This window comes from Nonomuraea sp. NPDC049421 (genome assembly GCF_040677005.1).
GTDB classification, from domain to species: domain Bacteria; phylum Actinomycetota; class Actinomycetes; order Streptosporangiales; family Streptosporangiaceae; genus Nonomuraea; species Nonomuraea salmonea.
Map to the genome: position 1 here is coordinate 309,219 of NZ_JBFAQA010000004.1, position 16,028 is coordinate 325,246.

Genomic DNA, 16,028 nt, shown 5'->3' on the forward strand with positions numbered 1-16,028 from the left:
TCTGCGAGGAGGCGTTGCCGAGCTTCCGTCACGAGAAGGTGATCAGCACCTTCACCACGTCGTCGAGTTTCTTGTCCGCCACCTCGAACGCCCGCTCCATCTCCTCGAAGCGGAAGGTGTGCGTGGTCATCTGGGTGGGGTCGAGCCGCTTGCCCTCCAGGATGCGCAGCAGGCGTTCCATGCGCAGCCGGCCGCCCGGGCACAGGCCGGTGGTGATCGTCTTGTCGGCCATGCCGACGCCCCACTCGAGGCGGGGGATCCGTACGAAGTCGCCTTCGCCGTAGTAGCCGGTGTTGGACACCGTCCCGCCCGGTTTGGTGATCTTGATGGCGGTCTGGAAGGTCGCGTCCGCGCCGAGTGCCTCGATGGCGGTGTCGACGCCCTGCCCCTGCGTCAGGTCGAGGATGCGTTCGACGACGTCCTCGGTGGTGAAGTCGACGATCTCGTCGGCGCCGTAGAAGCGGGCCAGCTTCTGCCGTCTGGGAACGGATTCGACGCCGATGACCAGACCGGCGCCGCGCAGCTTGGCGCCCGCGGTGGCCATGAGCCCCACCGGGCCCTGGGCGAGGACGGCGACCGTCCCTCCGATGGGGATGTCGCCGTTCTCCGCGCCCATGAACCCGGTGGAGAGCATGTCTGCGCAGTAGACCGCCATGTCGTCGGGGACGCCGTCGGGGATCTTCGCCAGGTTGGCGTCGGCCTCGTTCACGTGGAAGTACTCGGCGAAGACACCGTCCTTGGAGTTGGCGAACTTGAATCCGCCGAGCGGCCCGCCGGACTGCGACGGGTGACCGTTCTGCGCGGCGAGGTCGCCCCAGTCGGGGGTGATGGCGCCCACCAGCACCCGGTCACCGGGACGGAACGTCCGTACCTCGTCGCCCACCTCGTGCACCACGCCGACGCCTTCGTGGCCGAGCGTCAGGTTCTCCCGCGGCCCGATGCCGCCCTTGACGGTGTGGGAGTCCGACGTGCAGATCAGCGCCGTGGTCGTCTTGACGACGGCGTCCAGCGGGCCTGGCCGCGGGACGTCTTTGTCCATCAGGCCGACCTGCCCGATCTCCTTCATCACGAACGCTCGCATGGTGCCCCCGCATATCCCCGAGGTGCCTAGCTCTACCCCTGTGACCTCGGCGTTTAACGCCGGCGGTCACGGCCTGTGCACCCAGGTGGGCATGGACACGCTGGAGGGCTGGACGGCACCGCTGGCCGAGCTGCGGCGCGTGCTGGTGCCCGGCGGCCGACTGCTCGTGTCCGTCAATCACCCTTTCGCCGACTTCCTGCAAGCCGAGCCCGGCACCAGCTACTTCGCGACGCGCAGCAGCTCCGACGAATGGACCCTCGGCGGTCAAACCGCGGTGCTGACCTTCTGGAGCCGGCCGCTGCACGCCATGGCGACGATGCCGGGCAAGGTGCAGGAAGCGGCGGGCCAATGTCCCGGCGCAAGCGCTGCCGCCTCAGACGAGGGCGAGCTGCGGGTACAGCATCCGCAGCCGGACCAACACTTCCCGGGCGGCGTCACGACCGGACCACCGGACCGGCGTGACCATCACCGTCATGGCGTGGCGAAGCCAGTCAAGGCGCGATCCGTCCACCTGCCTGTGATGTCCCGCCTCATCGACCACAGGCCTCAGGAAGGAGTCACGAGAAGTTTCATCTCCGCCAGGCCCCTCTCCAGGGTCATGTCAGGTGAGTAGCCCAGCTCTCGCCGCGCGGCGGTGATGTCGTAGGAACGGTCGCGGCCGGTGAAGCTCACGAGCCAGTTCGTCAGCGGCGGCGCCGACTTGCGCCGGAGCAGGCGGGCCGTACGGTCCACCAGCGCCGCAATGGGCACCGCCATCGCCAAGGGGACGCTGCGGCTCTTGGACAGGTCCACGCCGCGGGTCGCCAGCAAGGGGGGGAGGAAGTCCCGGATGGGCATCGGCGTACCGTCCGTCACGTAATAGACCCCACCGTGGCGGCCCCGCGTGAGGGCGAGGAGCGTGGCGGCGGCCAGGTTCTCGACGTGGACGAAGTCGACGATGTGCCTGCCATGGTCGATCCAGGCGAACCGTCCGGCCTCGGCGACCTCGGCCATGTCGTTGATCGTCGCCATCCCGCGACCCCAGATGAACGGCGGGCGGAGCACCACCAGTTCGGTGTTCCCACCGGAGGCTTGCAGGAGTGCGCGCTCGGTGGCCAGCTTGACCCGGCTGTAGGCGACGTTCGGCCGGCCCTCCGGCGTCGACTCGTCGACGACGGGACGACGTTGACTCCCCGTGGAGACGGATGCGGCGCTGACGAGCACGAACCGTCGCACCCCGGCCGCGACGCTCGCGGCGTGCAGGGCGACCGTCGGCACGTGGTTGGCCTGCTCGAAGAGCGAGTCGGGCCCCCAGAACTCCATGTGCGCCGCGACGTGCACGACCGCGTCGCCCTCACGCAGCCTGGCGACCCAGTTCGGCGCCGGTGAGCCGTCCTGTCCGAGGTCGGTGAGATCGCCGGGAACGGGCTCGGCTCCGGCCGCACGTACGCGCTGAACGCTCGACTCCGATCGGGCGAGTGCCATGACCTCATGTCCTTCGGCGATGAGGCGACGGACGACAACGCCGCCGACGAAACCGCTGCCCCCAGTGACGAAGACCTTCATGCTTCCACTCCTCGTGGTTGATCGCGGTTGATCGCGCTGATACATCGGCCTCAAATAGTTTGACGTAGATGTATTGGCGTCAATGTAACCTCTCGTACGATGGGTGCGTCAAGGGGAGGTGGACGATGCCGCACGCGAAGAAGAGCGTGAGCGCCGCACAGGTCGCCGACGAGTTCAGCCGTACGGCGAAGGTTCTCGTGCGTCACTTCAACGAGCGTCTGGGCGAGCACGGGGTGTCGACGCCGAGGTCCCGCCTGGTGGTGGAGGTGGCGCGTTCGCAGCCCGTCCGTCTCACCGAACTCGCCCTCGCGGTCGGCATCGCGCAGGGCACCGCCTCCACCCTGGTAGACGCGCTCGTCCGCGACGGCCTACTCGAACGCCAGGCCAGCGCGGACGACCGCCGCTCCGTGCTCCTCCACGTGACAGCAGAAGGAGCCGCACTGGCGCAGGACTGGACGGCCGGCTATGAACGGGCGGCGGAAGAGCTCTTCAAGCCGCTCACCGAAGAGCAGCTGTCGACCCTGGTCGACATCTTGCGAACCCTCAGCGCCGAGGAGGCGCCGTCGAGCGACTGAGCGGGCGTACCAGGCGGGGGCTGGTTCGAAGGCCGGTCAGCCCATCGAGATGAGGATCGGCGCGACGTATCGCCCGCGGTCGCCCGGTGCTCGGCGGTCACCGTAGACCATCGTCGGCAGAGCCGCGGGGCCTTGGACGGGCCCGAGTTCGGTGAGCCACGGGCGCAGGCGCGGGTAGGCGTCCAGCAGGTCGATGCGCACGTCGCGGTCGGCGCCGTGCGCGGCTGCCAGGATCAGCTCGCGGGCCGCTTCTTCCGAGGGCGAGACGACGGGGCCGATGACCCGGTGAGGTCCGGCGTTCCAGGCCACGGCGAAGCCGCCGTCGGTGACGACCGTCCGCTCGGCCCTGGCCAGCAGCCCGGTCAGCGCCTTGCTCCGGTCGGCCCCGGTGACCTCCGCATCCAGCTTCAGCAGCGCGGCGTGGTCCTCCGGTGTCGCCACGCGAACACGCGGCGAGCACGCCGTCCCCCGCATCGGACCCATGGTGATCGTGAGGCTGCCAACAGGGCGGAAGCCCAGCCGCTCGTAAACGGGACGCCCGAAACGGGTCGCGGTCAACTCCACGACACGATCCCCGGACACCTGCAGGGCGTGCTCCATCAGCCGCGTACCCAGCCCCTGCCTGCCGTACCTGCCGGCGACGAGCATCATGCCGACACCGGCCAGCGAGTCGCCGTAGCAGGTCACCACGACGCACCCCGCCAGACCGTCACCGTCGGCCGCATCGACGGCGTACACCTCGCCCACCTCGAACATCAGCCGCCACTTCGCCTCGTCGGTGGACCACCCGCGATCGCTTTCGAGCCGCTGGCACAGAGGCAAGTCCTCCAGGCTGAGAAGCCGAATATCACTCACAGACGAGAACCTACTCCGTCGCCCCTCCACACCGGCAGCGGATGATCTCAGTGACACCTCCCCCTCGGTGCCCGTCCCTCGCAGGCCGGGCACCGGTCGCGCACGTGGCTGATGGAGCCATGGCGGCTCGCTGAAAAGGGCAAGAACCTGGACGGCAACCGGCGATCAGAACGTGAAGAGGTGCAAGGACCCTGGAACAGCCGGTTCATTATTGAGCCGGAATCAGGTGAACCCGCGGCGGCTCAGAGCGTTTGATATCCGACCGAGATCGGCCACGAGGTGCTGCTGCATTTCGCATTTGATTTGACGGAATTGGCAACCCATGGGCCGAACAGCGTGGTGTAGCCACCACTGCTGTTCTGGCAGAAGAGCACGACCCGCGTCTGAGTTACTCCGGTGCCGCTGCACAGCGCCCAGCCGGTGCCGCCGGGAGTGCCGATCTGCGCGTCAGTGCTGCAGGTCGCCGCCTGAGCAGGGGAAGCCGGTGACACGAGAGCCGTCACGGCGGCGATCCCGGCCACCGCTGCCGCCGAAACGGCTAACTCCTTGATGTGGCCCATCAGCTACCTCCTTCGGTGTCGATCATCACCGCTTGATGGTAGCCACAGCTTTGGTGGATATCCATAGAAAGTGGGATGCATTTTTCGGCGGGTGATCTTACGGACCGACCGCAAGGTATTGTTTTATAGTCCGGAACGAAAATGGTCTGTCAGCGAGCTGTTTTTGTGCCGTCGATCGCGGCGACCGAATCGCCCCGTGAAACCGATCGTCGCAGTGGTCACAGGAATTCGCTGCGGCAGGCCGGGGCCAGTTCCGCCGCGCGGCGGCGGCGTTCGGCGAGGTCGTCCGGTGACAGCTGAGGCGGGGCGCGTCCTTGCCCGCCACCACGTCGCCGATGCGCATGAAGTACTCGTCCTGCCCGGCCGGTGTGCACATGCAGAGCATCCGGGCCGGCGCGCCCGAGACGTTGCGGAAATGGTGCGGCGGCGGGCCGCCGCCGTCGGGGATCATCGTGATCTTCTCCTGGGGTGGTCGGCTCGGTCGGTCCTGGTGACGACCGGTTCTACAGGGACCTGAGGACGCGGACGCGGTCGGCGACGGCGCGCCGCGCGACGCCGGCCTTGAAGGCGATCGAGTCGAACTCGTGCGGCGCTCCGGGATGCAGGTGAAACTCGACCGGGACGCCCGCGCGGCTGAGTTTGGCCGCGTACGCGAGGTCCTCGTCGCGGAAGACGTCGAGCTGGCCCACCTCGATGTAGGCGGGCGGCAGCCGCCCCGCTCGCGGGCCAGGATCGCCAGCGCAGCGCGGCATAGGCGTCCTCGAGCGGCGTCGGGAACGGAAACTCGGGCGCGCGGCGACATCAAGACACGGGTAATGAGAAACCACTCAGCACGACCGTGGACGGTTCCTTGCCCAAATCTGATCCTCGCAGGGGTGTGGCGGCCAGGGCCAAAGGTGCATGTAGAGGAACGTGGGTGCTCACAGCCGGTTCGACGCGTTCCGCGCCCTGGCGGACCGTCGCGGCCGTCCCGGGGTCCGACTGCTCGACGCCCTCACCGAGGAAGCCGCGGCCGGGCACGCACCCGTCGAGACGTGGGCTCCCGAAACGGCATCGCGGTTCGGGCTGCCCGCGGCCTCGGTGCTCGGGCCGGCCACCTTCTACGCCGACCTGGCCGCCCCGCATGGCCGGCGGCACGTACGGGTCTGCACCGCGGCGGCCTGCTTCGCCGCTCGGGCGGGTGAGCACGTCAGCGAGGTCGAACACGCGCTGGACGTCGCCATCGATCACGTCACCACGGACGGGGAGGTCTCCCTGCAGGGCGTCCGGTGCCTCGGCTACTGCTACGCCGGCCCCGCCTGCCTCAACGGTGACACGCCGTGCACGGGGCCGACGCTCGCCGACCAGCTCACCGGCCAGGCGCTCCCCTGCGATCCGCCGATCCCCGCCGCCGACGCCACCGGCGCTCCCGTCGTACTGGCGGGCGTCGTCGAGGGCCGGGACGCCTGGCGGACGTGGCTCGCCGTTCTGCGCGCCGGGGCTCCTGAGCGGGTTCTCGGCGAGGTGGCGGCCTCCGGGCTGCGCGGGCGCGGCGGGGCCGGATTCCCCGTCGCCGCCAAATGGGCCGCCGCCGGACGCTCGCCCGGCACGGTGGTGGTCGCCAACGGCGACGAGGGTGATCCGGGCTCCTATGCCGACCGGCTGCTGATGGAGGCGGATCCGGGGCGGGTGCTGGAGGGGCTGGCGCTGGCCTGCTTCGCTTGCGGAGGCAGCCGCGGCGTGGTGCTGGTCCGGTCGGAGTATCCGCGCGCGCTGGCCACCATGCGGATGGCGGTCGAGCGGGCCCGTGCCGACGGCCATCTCGGACGGCGCGTCCACGGCACAGACGTCGATCTCGACATCGAGGTGGTCGAGGGTTCCGGCTCCTACGTGGCCGGTGAGGAGACCGCCCTCATATCAGGGCTCGAAGGCGAGCGCGGCTGCGCCCGGCCACGCCCGCCGTACCCGACACAGCACGGCCTGTGGGACGCCCCCACCGTCGTGAACAACGTCGAGACGCTGGCGGCGATCCCCTGGATCGTCGAGCACGGCGGGAACGCCTACGCCGCACGCGGCACGCCGTCGGAGACCGGCACCAAGCTCGTCTGCCTGTCCGAGCGCTTCGCCCGGCCCGGCTGCTACGAGGTCGAGCTCGGTACGCCCGTGCTCAGGATCGTCGAGGAGCTCGGCGGCGGCCTGCGCGAGGGCTCGGACCTGACCGTCGTCCAGGTCGGCGGTCCTCTCGGCGGCTTCCTCGCCGCCGATCAGCTGGACGTGCCGCTGTCGGAGACGGATCTGGCCGCTCGCGGAGCAGCGCTCGGACATGCCGGGCTCGTCGCCTTCGACCAGCGGATCGACCCCGCGGACGTGCTGCGCCACGTGTGGGAGTTCGCCGCCGCCGAAAGCTGCGGGGCCTGCTCGCCCTGCCGGGTCGGGTCGCGGCGCGGCCTGGAGATCGTCCAGGCCGGGCAGCCCGGCGAGGAATACGAGCGGCTGCTCCGCGTCATGGGTGAGGCCAGTCTGTGCGCCTTCGGGCGGCGCGTCCCGGCGGCCGTGCACAGCCTCGTCCGCGCCTTCGGCGACCGGCTCGCGGGGTGGGACGGATGAGAGTACGAGTCGGCGCAACGACCGCGCACGTGGCCGAGGACGCCTCGGTCCTCGATGCCGTGCGCGCGGCCGGGATCGGCTTGCCCACCCTGTGCCACGACGACCGCCTGACTCCGGCCGGCTCCTGCCGCGCCTGTCTGGTGAGGGCCGGCGGCAAGGTGGTCGCCGCGTGCGTGACTCCGGCAGCCGAGGACGCCCCGATCGAAGTCGACGCCGACGATCTGCGCGCCCTGCGCCGCGAGGCCGTGGAAGTCATCGTCTCGGTCCTGCCGCCGCGCGCCCTGGACGACGAGCACGGCCGCAGCGAGCTGGCCAGGGTCTGCCGCGACCTCGGCATCGCGCCGGACACGGCCCGGGGGGCCGGCGGCCGGGGCCGTGACGACAGCCACCCGTACGTCCGCCTCGACCGGGACCTGTGCATCGCCTGCGGCCGGTGCGTGCGAATGTGCGCCGAGGTCCAGGGCACCTTCGCCCTCACCCTGGTCGGACGTGGCTCCGACACGGTGGTCGCGCCCGGCACGGGAGGGCCGTGGGTGGAGTCCGACTGCGTCGCCTGCGGCGGCTGCGTCGACACCTGCCCCACAGGCGCGCTCACCGAACCCGGCCTGTCCGGCGGCGACCGGGCACCGGAGCTGCCGGGTACCCGCACCACCTGCGGCTACTGCGGGGTCGGCTGCTCCCTGGACGTGCTCACCAGCGGCGATTCGGTGACCGCCGTGCTGCCCGCCCGCGACGGTCCCGTCAACCGCGGCCACGCCTGCGTCAAAGGCCGCTTCGCCCACGGCTTCCTCCGCTCGCCCGACCGGCTCACCCGGCCGCTGCTGCGCCGCGACGGCCGCCTGGAACCGGTGACCTGGGAGGAAGCCCTCGAATACGTGGCCCGGGGGCTGCGCGCGGCGGTCGCGGCGGGCGGCCCCGGCGCGGTGGCGGCGATCTCCTCGGCCAGGGCCACCAACGAGGAGAACTATCTGCTGCAGAAGTTCATGCGCACGGTGATCGGCACCAACAGCGTCGACAACTGCTCACGGCTGTGCCACGCCCCGTCGGCGGCCGGCCTGACCGCGGCGTTCGGCCTGCCGGGTGGGACCGACCCCTTCGAGGACGTGGAGAGCGCCGACTGCTTCCTGTTGGTGGGCGCCAATCCGGTCGAGGCACATCCCGTGGTCGGCGCGCGGCTGCTCCAGCGCGTGCTGCGGGGGACGCGGCTCGTCGTCGCCGACCCGCGCGCTGTGGGCCTGGCCCGCCATGCCGACGTCCACCTGCGTCCCCGCCCCGGCACCAACGTAGCCCTCTTCCACGCGATGGCCCACGTGATGCTGGCCGAGGGCCTGATCGACGAGGAGTTCCTGCGCGAGCGGTCGGCCGGTCTGCCCGAGCTCACCGCGCTGCTGGTCGACTACTCCCCCGAGCGTACGGCCGCCGTCACCGGCGTGCCCGCCGCCGATGTCGTCGCCGCCGCGCGCCTGTTTGGCCTGGCGGAGAGACCGGCGATCCTCTACGGGCTGGGCGTCACCGAGCACCTGCACGGCACGGACGGCGTACGCGCCCTGTCCAACCTGGCGATCCTTCGCGGAGCAGTCGGAACCGGGCGGGGTTTCGGCGTGAACCCGCTGCGCGGCCAGAACAATGTGCAGGGCGCGTCCGACATGGGGGCGCTGCCGGACTTCCTGCCCGGGTACGGCAAGGTGACCGACGCCGACGCCCGCCTCCGCGCGGAGCGCGTCTGGGGCGTGCCCGTCCCGCCCCGGCCCGGTCTGCGGATCCCGGAGATGTTCGCCGCCGCCCGCTCCGGAGAGCTGCGCGCCCTGTGGATCCTCGGAGAGGACGTGTGCGCCACCGATCCTGACAGCAACCAGGTCGTCCAGGCCCTGGAGAGCTGCCCGCTGGTGATCTGCGACGAGCTGTTCCTGTCGGAAACCGCGCGCAGGGCCGACGTCGTGTTCCCCGCCGCGTCCTGGCTGGAGAAGGACGGCACGTTCGTCAACTTCGACCGCCGCTTCCAGCGGGTACGGGCCGCGCTCGCACCGCCGGGGGCAGCGCGGCCCGACTTCGAGATCATCCACGCGGTCGCCGCGGCGCTCGGCGCCGACCTCGCATGTGCCACGCCCGCCGAGGCCCTGGCCGAGTGCGGCCGGCTGGCCCCCGTCTTCGCGGGTCTCTCGCACGAACGGCTCGACCGGGAAGGGGCCGTCCCCTGGCCGTGCCGCCGTCCGGACCGGGCCGGCGAGTCCTCGCTCTACCGGGAACGGTTCGCCACCCCGGACGGGCTGGCGCACCTCGGCGCGGTGCCGTACCTGCCGCCCGGCGAGGAACCCGACGACCGCTACCCACTGGTCCTGGTCACGGGGCGGCGCTGGGCGCACTACAACTCCGGCGGCATGACCCGGCGTACGGACAACCTCCTGCTCGACTCCACCGACCGGCTCGACGTCCATCCCGTCGACGCGGCCCGCCACCGCCTGGGCGACGGAGATCGCGTCACTGTGCGCAGCCGCCACGGCGTGGCGCACCTGACCGTCCAGGTCAGCGACGACATGACCCCGGGCCAGGTGTTCTGCGCCTTCCACTTCCCCACCAGCGGGGTCAACGCCCTCACCTCCGGCCAAGGCGACGACGCGACGTCATGCCCGGAGTACAAGGTCACGGCGGTGCGGCTGGAGCCCGTCGGCGGAAAAGCCAGGGCAAGCGAGACAGACCAAGAGTTTCCCGGTCGGTGAGGCTCATCCCAGGAGGGACGGGAAGGCTCAACCGGCAGGATGATTCCTCGTCCAGGAGGCTGCGGTGCGCGATGACCAGGCCGACCGGCCCATCCTGGTCGGTTACGACGACTCGCCCGAGAGCCGTGACGCGCTGCGCTGGGCGGTCGAGGAGGCGCGGTTGCGGAGGCTGCCCGTGCTGGTCTGCCACGCCCTGCACTGGCCCTACGCTCCGAGGCCGGTCGCCGAGGAGGTCCTCACCCAGATCGAGCAGGTCGCCCTCAGTGTCGTCGACGAGGGTGTGCGCCGCGCCAAGGAGCTGGCTCCGGAGGTGGACGTCCAGCCGGTCCTGGGCAGAGGCACGCCCGCGGCGGTGCTGCTGGAGGTGGGGCGCGGGGCGGAGCTGACGGTGCTCGGATCCCGTGGGCAGGGCGGGTTCGACGGGCTTCAGGTGGGATCGGCCGCCGTGCAGGTGCCCGCGCACAGCGCCAGGCCCGTCGTCGTTGTACGTCCGTCCCTCCGGCCATCCGTCAGTCAGGATGTCCGCGTCGTCGTCGGCCTCGACGGCTCGCCGCCCAGCCTGGCGGCCCTGGACTTCGCGCTGGACGAGGCGGCGTTGCGCGGCGGCACCGTGACGGCCCTGTGCTGCTGGTCCGACTGCGGGTCGGCGTCCTGGCCGGATCCGCTCCCCTTCGTCGACTCCAACGCTCTGCGCAGGGGCGCGGAGGCCCGGTTCAGGGAGGTCGTCTCCCACCTGGCCGCCAGACGCCCCGAGGTGACGGTATTCACCGAGTTCGTGACCGAACGCCCCCAGCGGGTCCTGGTCGACTCGTCGAAGGACGCCAGGCTCCTCGTCGTCGGCAATCGGGGGAACGGAGCTCCCGCCTGCCTGCTGCTCGGCCCGGTCGCCCAGACCGCGCTGCTCCAAGCCTGGTGCCCGGTCGCGATGACCCCCGCCGAGGTGCTGAACCCACGACTGCCGCCCGGATGAGCGGCAAGCCGGGCGGCGGTAGGTGAAGGGCTGAGGGGAGACGAAAGAGATGACTGGACGGATCGTGGCGGGCGTGGACGGCTCCCCGCCCTCGATGGCGGCGGTCGAGTGGGCCGCGGCTGACGCCCGCAGACGCTCGCTGGCGCTGCGCCTGGTGCACGTGTGTGAGCAATGGGCCCGCGACGCGGGGACGGCCGAGTACTGTGCCGGGATGCTGGAATCGGCGGCGGACCGGGCCCGCGGCCTGGCTCCGGGCGTGGAGGTCGGCACGGAGATCCTCGCGGGCCCGGTGATGGAGGACCTGGTGACGGAGTCGGCGGGAGCCGACAGCTTGGTGCTGGGCAGCAGAGGGCTGGGCGGCTTCGCCGGAATGGTGCTCGGCTCCACCAGCCTCGCGCTGGCCGGGCACGCCGCGAGCCCGGTCGTCGTCGTCCGCGAGGCCGCCACGGTGCGGCACGGCAGAATCGTGGTCGGCTACGACGGAGGGCAGTCCCAGGCTGCCATGGAGTACGCCCTGGCGCAGGCACGCGCCCAGGAAGCGGAGCTCCTCGTGCTCTACGCCTGGCGGCCGCCGATCCTGTCCTCGTACGCCACCGCCTACAGGGTGCTCAGCGAGGGCTTCGAGCAGAACGCGCGCGCGGCCGCCGAGCAGGTCGTGCCGTGGCGGGAAGGAAACCCTGACGTGCGGATCCTCGACGATCAGGTCTGCGACCATCCCGTGGCCGTCCTGCGGAACGCCTCCTCCACGGCCGACCTCGTCGTGGTGGGCTCGCGCGGGCTGGGCGGGTTCACCACCGCGATGCTGGGCTCGGTCAGTCATGGCGTGCTCCACCATGCGGTGTGCCCGGTGGCCGTGGTACCTCCTCCTGGGGGCGCCCACGAAGCTCGCTGAAAAGCGACGAGCGGGGCACTGAGCCGTACGGCCTGCTCAGAAGTTCACGGCACGACCGCGACGGGACACGGCGCATGCTGCGGGAGGGAGCTCGCCGCCCCGAACGGCACCCCTCGCGGCCGGCCGACGACGACGAGGGTGGCCGGCTCGTTGTCGGCCAGGACGTTCGGGCCTGGTCGCGTGGCCTTCGGCAGCGGGCCGGGGCCGCGTACGACGGTCAGGGGGCACGCGGCGTGGGCGGCGAGTTACCCCGCCACCGAGCCGACCACCGCCCGCGGCAGCGCGCTCAGCCCTCGGGAGCCGAGCACGATGCGATCCATGTCGCTGGTCCCTCCAGGTGTCTTCACGTTCAGCCTCGGCTGCCGGAAGCCGATCTCCCAGGGCAGAGCCTTCGCCATCCACTGCCGCTTCTTGGCGCGACGAAGGTCTTCGCCCTCTTACCTGCGGGCACTCATCCCTGTGAGGTGTCACCCGACGATCAGCCGACCTCGCCCGGCCCGTCATCGGGAGAACGCCAGGGCACCGGCCGCGCGACACTGGGGCGACGGATGAGCCAGGCAGAGGAGCCGCCTTCGGCACAACAGGTCGATCCGACCGAACGGTTGGATCTACTGCTGCGTGACCTGCGCAGCAGCCGTTCAGGGCTGTCCTCACGCGAGGCGGCCCGGCGCCTGATCCACTACGGCCCGAACGAGCTGCGCCGCCGTGGCGGCCGGCGCTGGCCGCGTGAGCTGGCCCGGCAGTTCACGCACCCGCTGGCGCTGCTGCTGTGGGTGGCCGCTGCGCTGGCCGGGACGGCGGGGATCACGACGGTGGCCGTGGCGATCGTGATCGTGATCCTGATCAACGCCGCCTTCGCCTTCGCACAGGAGATCCAGGCCGAACGTGCGGTCGAGGCACTGGCCGCGTACCTTCCGGTCCAGGCCAGAGTCCTGCGGGACGGGCGACCGCAGACGATACCGGCCTCCGGACTGGTTCCTGGGGACGTGCTCCTGCTGGAGGAGGGCGACCGCATCTCCGCCGACGCCCGGCTCATCGACGGCGGCATCGAGGTGGATCTGTCGATGCTCACCGGCGAGGCCGTGCCGGTGTTCCGCTCCGCGGAGTCGGTGGACACGCAGGTGCCCCTGCTGCAGGCTCGTGACCTGGTGTTCTCGGGCACGATGTGCACCGAGGGCCAGGCATGTGGGGTGATCTTCGCCAGCGGGATGCGTACCGAGCTCGGGCGGATCGCGGCGTTGTCGGAACGTGTGGAGCGCGAGGAGAGCCCGCTCGAGCGTCAGGTCCGCAAAGTGGCGTGGCTCATCGCGGTGATCGCGGTGGCCACAGGAGCGGCGTTCATCCCGCTGGCGACCTTCGGCGCCCACCTGCCGCTGCCGGACGCGGTGGTGTTCGCGGTGGGTCTGCTCGTGGGGAACGTGCCCGAGGGACTGTTGCCGGTCATCACGCTGGCGCTGGCCCTCGGTGTACGGGGCCTCGTACGGCGGGGGGCGGTGGTGAAGCGGCTGAGCGCGGTGGAGACGCTGGGTTCGACGAGCGTGATCTGCACCGACAAGACGGGAACGCTCACGGAGAACCGCATGCGGGTCACGACGGTCTGGACCACGGCCGGGACCTACGACCCCGAGAACGCCGGGGACGCGCGGACCGGCGACAGAGCCCTCGGCGACCTGACCGCCGTCATCTCGGCCTGCAACAACGTCCAGCGTGACGATCGCGGCACCCTGCACGGGGACCCGACCGAGGTCGCGATGCTCGGGGCGGCGGAACTGCTGACCCCCGCCGGGTACACCCGCCGGAAGGGCACGCGGTTGCGCCAGTTCCATTTCGACCCCGTGCTGAAGCGGATGTCGACCGTCGATGACCGCGACGGCGGGGTGTGGGTGGACACCAAGGGAGCCCCCGAGGCGGTCCTGCCGCTGTGCGAGGCCGTCATGGAAGGCGGCCGGACACTGCCTCTCTCCTCTGAGCGGCGGCGCGACGTCGAGCGGGTCGTCGATCAGCAAGCCCGGCAGGGCCTGCGGGTGCTCGCCGTCGCCACCCGCCCTCTCGGCGCTCACGAACCCGCGCCTCGACGCCGTGAGGACGTCGAACGCGACCTGACGCTGCTCGGCCTGGTGGCGATGCACGATCCGCCGCGCCCGGAGGTCGCCGAGGCGGTGGCGCACTGCCACGCGGCCGGGATACGCGTCATCGTGGTCACCGGTGACCATGCCCTGACCGCGGCGGCGATCGCCCGGCAGGTGGGGATCGTCGGCGACGATCCCGTCGTCGTCTCCGGTGAGCGGCTCGACCGCATGAGCGAGGACGAGCTGGACGCGTTGCTGCGGGAGCACCGCCAGGTCGTCTTCGCGCGCAGCTCACCCGAGGCCAAACTACGCATCACCGACGCCTTGCGCGCCGAGGGACACGTGGTGGCGATGACCGGCGACGGGGTCAACGACGCTCCGGCGCTCCGCCGGGCGGACATCGGCGTGGCGATGGGCCGCACGGGCACCGACGTGGCGAGGGAGGCCGCCACAATGGTGCTGACCGACGACAATTTCGCCACCATCGTCGCCGCGGTCCGGTCGGGCCGCCAGGCCTACGACAACATCCGCAAATTCATCTGCTACATCTTCGCCCACACCACGCCCGAGATCGTCCCGCTCCTGGTGTTCGCTCTCGCCGGAGGCGCCGTGCCCTTGCCGCTCACAGTGCTACAGCTCCTGGCCTTCGACGTGGGCACGGAAACGCTGCCCGCGTTGGCGCTCGGCCGCGAGCCGGCCGAGCCCGGACTCATGCGGCGCCCGCCGCGCAGACGCTCAGAAAACGTCATCCGTGCGTCGATGCTGCTGCGAGCGTGGCTGTTCCTCGGCGTGATCTGCGCTGTCCTGTCCATGAGCGGGTTCTTCTTCGTGCTGTTGCAGGCCGGGTGGCGTCCAGGTGCGCCCACCGGTCCTGGCAGCCCTCTCCACCACGCCTACCTCCAGGCCACCACGATGACCTTCTTCGGCATGCTCACCGGCCAGATCGGCACGGCCTTCGCGGCCCGGACCGACCGAGCCTCCCTTCGCTCGGTCGGCGTCCTCTCCAACCCCCTGCTGCTGTGGGGCATCGCCTTCGAGCTGCTGCTGGCCGCCGTGCTGATCTACACCCCGCCGTTCCAGGCGCTGCTGGGCACCGCCGCTCTGACGCCCGGCATGCTGGCCTTCGCCGCGCCCTTCCCGCTGATCGTCTGGGGGGCGGACGAGGCGCGTCGCTGGTTGCTGCGCCGGCACGAGCGCTGACCGCCGTCAACCGCGCAGGGCTTTCCGTCCGAACACTCCCTCCGCACGGCCGACAACTGGCGCAGACGGTTCCGCAGCGCCCTGATGCCGACCAACCCGTCCGCGAAGAACCTTCTCGTGCGCGACGCCTGAGCACCCTGCTCGGCAACCTCACATTTGTCCGGCCTGCGTCGTCATGTTGGTGAGGGCAGCGACCAGTGCCCCGGAACGGAGTGCGGAAATGAAGGTTTTCATCGCTGGTGGGCGCGGCCGTGTAGGGTCCCGCCTCGCCGACGACCTGGAGGCCAAGGGCATCGAGGTGGTCCCAGGAGGGCTTGAGGACGGAATCGATGTGATCTCTGGCAAGGGGCTCGCCGAGGCTCTGGTCGGAGTCGACACCATCGTGAACGTCCTCAACACCCCCCGCTTCGATGCGGAGGGGGCGATCTCGTTCTTCGAGGGAACGATCGACAACCTGACCGCGGAGGGCAAACGGGCGGGTGTGCGTCATCACATCGTGCTCTCCATCGTCGGCGTCGGAGAAGGGGACGCATCTGAGGTCGGCTACTACCTCGGCAAAGTGGCGCAGGAGAAGGCCGTACGATCCGCTTCGATCCCCGCCACCATCATTCGGGCCACTCAGTTCCACAGCTACATTCCCGTCCTCATCGACCAGCACACCGCGGACGGAAAGGTGCTCGCTCCGAGGACATTCATCCAGCCCGTCGATCTGGACGAAGTCGTCGATCTGCTCGCCGAGGCTGTCACGACGCTGGAGCCGGGAAGTGCGGTCGAGATCGCTGGACCCGACCGCTTCTACCACGACGACCTCTTCCGTGCCACTCTGGCCCATCGCGGAGACCATCGTGAGGTGGTGACCGTGGACGGACAGGAGCCCCTCGATGCGATGGTTCCGCGCGGCGCGTACCGGACGGGCAGCGTGCGGTACCCGATCGCAGGGATCCCCACCGCCTGAATGCGATGATGAAGAAAGCGGGA

General features: G+C 70.8%; 15 protein-coding genes. 8 read left to right on the plus strand and 7 right to left on the minus strand.

Annotated features, from left to right (window positions below):
* Positions 1 to 28 precede the first annotated feature (28 nt).
* On the minus strand, positions 29 to 1,081 hold the full coding sequence (locus tag AB0K18_RS09735) for an NAD(P)-dependent alcohol dehydrogenase (RefSeq protein WP_364912402.1): 1,053 nt from the start codon (positions 1,079 to 1,081) through the stop codon (positions 29 to 31).
* Between the two features lie 91 nt (positions 1,082 to 1,172).
* Here AB0K18_RS09735 and AB0K18_RS09740 point away from each other — a divergent pair, with 91 nt between their 5' ends.
* Positions 1,173 to 1,694 carry a hypothetical protein gene (locus tag AB0K18_RS09740; RefSeq protein ID WP_364912405.1) on the plus strand — a complete coding sequence of 174 codons (522 nt, stop codon included), beginning with the start codon at positions 1,173 to 1,175 and terminating at the stop codon, positions 1,692 to 1,694.
* Here AB0K18_RS09740 and AB0K18_RS09745 read toward each other — a convergent pair.
* Positions 1,628 to 2,626, minus strand: coding sequence for an NAD-dependent epimerase/dehydratase family protein (locus AB0K18_RS09745; protein WP_364912408.1), 999 nt, complete (start codon positions 2,624 to 2,626; stop codon positions 1,628 to 1,630). The two genes, AB0K18_RS09740 and AB0K18_RS09745, sit on opposite strands and share 67 nt — an antisense overlap.
* Positions 2,627 to 2,751: 125 nt before the next feature.
* Here AB0K18_RS09745 and AB0K18_RS09750 point away from each other — a divergent pair, with 125 nt between their 5' ends.
* Positions 2,752 to 3,201: a MarR family transcriptional regulator gene (locus AB0K18_RS09750; RefSeq protein WP_364912412.1), complete on the plus strand. Its 450-nt coding sequence runs from the start codon at positions 2,752 to 2,754 to the stop codon at positions 3,199 to 3,201.
* A gap of 36 nt (positions 3,202 to 3,237) precedes the next feature.
* On the opposite strand, the gene AB0K18_RS09755 is transcribed toward AB0K18_RS09750, so the two are convergent.
* From AB0K18_RS09755 to AB0K18_RS09770, 4 genes are all read right to left on the minus strand, one after another.
* Positions 3,238 to 4,023, minus strand: a complete 786-nt coding sequence (locus AB0K18_RS09755; protein WP_364912415.1) for a GNAT family N-acetyltransferase — start codon at positions 4,021 to 4,023, stop codon at positions 3,238 to 3,240.
* A 275-nt stretch (positions 4,024 to 4,298) separates the two neighbouring features.
* Positions 4,299 to 4,616, minus strand: coding sequence for a hypothetical protein (locus AB0K18_RS09760; RefSeq protein WP_364912418.1), 318 nt, complete (start codon positions 4,614 to 4,616; stop codon positions 4,299 to 4,301).
* Between the two features lie 97 nt (positions 4,617 to 4,713).
* A complete protein-coding gene (locus AB0K18_RS09765; protein WP_364912420.1) occupies positions 4,714 to 5,067 on the minus strand; it encodes a hypothetical protein in 354 nt (117 codons plus the stop codon).
* A gap of 52 nt (positions 5,068 to 5,119) precedes the next feature.
* Positions 5,120 to 5,368: an alpha/beta hydrolase fold domain-containing protein gene (locus AB0K18_RS09770; RefSeq protein ID WP_364912423.1), complete on the minus strand. Its 249-nt coding sequence runs from the start codon at positions 5,366 to 5,368 to the stop codon at positions 5,120 to 5,122.
* Positions 5,369 to 5,528: 160 nt separating this feature from the next.
* Here AB0K18_RS09770 and AB0K18_RS09775 point away from each other — a divergent pair, with 160 nt between their 5' ends.
* The 4 genes from AB0K18_RS09775 (at position 5,529) to AB0K18_RS09790 (ending at position 11,781) form a co-directional block, all read left to right on the plus strand.
* Positions 5,529 to 7,202: an NAD(P)H-dependent oxidoreductase subunit E gene (locus AB0K18_RS09775; RefSeq protein ID WP_364912425.1), complete on the plus strand. Its 1,674-nt coding sequence runs from the start codon at positions 5,529 to 5,531 to the stop codon at positions 7,200 to 7,202.
* Positions 7,199 to 9,919 carry a formate dehydrogenase subunit alpha gene (fdhF, locus tag AB0K18_RS09780; protein WP_364912428.1) on the plus strand — a complete coding sequence of 907 codons (2,721 nt, stop codon included), beginning with the start codon at positions 7,199 to 7,201 and terminating at the stop codon, positions 9,917 to 9,919. The genes AB0K18_RS09775 and fdhF overlap by 4 nt, the downstream gene beginning before the upstream one ends.
* Positions 9,920 to 9,983: 64 nt before the next feature.
* Positions 9,984 to 10,889 carry a universal stress protein gene (locus AB0K18_RS09785; RefSeq protein ID WP_364912431.1) on the plus strand — a complete coding sequence of 302 codons (906 nt, stop codon included), beginning with the start codon at positions 9,984 to 9,986 and terminating at the stop codon, positions 10,887 to 10,889.
* Positions 10,890 to 10,938: 49 nt separating this feature from the next.
* A complete protein-coding gene (locus AB0K18_RS09790; RefSeq protein ID WP_364912434.1) occupies positions 10,939 to 11,781 on the plus strand; it encodes a universal stress protein in 843 nt (280 codons plus the stop codon).
* Positions 11,782 to 12,026: 245 nt separating this feature from the next.
* On the opposite strand, the gene AB0K18_RS09795 is transcribed toward AB0K18_RS09790, so the two are convergent.
* Positions 12,027 to 12,179 (minus strand): hypothetical protein, encoded by a 153-nt coding sequence (locus AB0K18_RS09795; protein WP_364912437.1) that lies wholly within the window; start codon positions 12,177 to 12,179, stop codon positions 12,027 to 12,029.
* A gap of 150 nt (positions 12,180 to 12,329) precedes the next feature.
* Here AB0K18_RS09795 and AB0K18_RS09800 point away from each other — a divergent pair, with 150 nt between their 5' ends.
* A complete protein-coding gene (locus AB0K18_RS09800) occupies positions 12,330 to 15,050 on the plus strand; it encodes a cation-transporting P-type ATPase (protein ID WP_364912439.1) in 2,721 nt (906 codons plus the stop codon).
* A 220-nt stretch (positions 15,051 to 15,270) separates the two neighbouring features.
* Complete coding sequence (locus tag AB0K18_RS09805; RefSeq protein ID WP_364912442.1) at positions 15,271 to 16,005, plus strand: NAD(P)H-binding protein; 735 nt, start codon at positions 15,271 to 15,273, stop codon at positions 16,003 to 16,005.
* Positions 16,006 to 16,028: the final 23 nt, after the last annotated feature.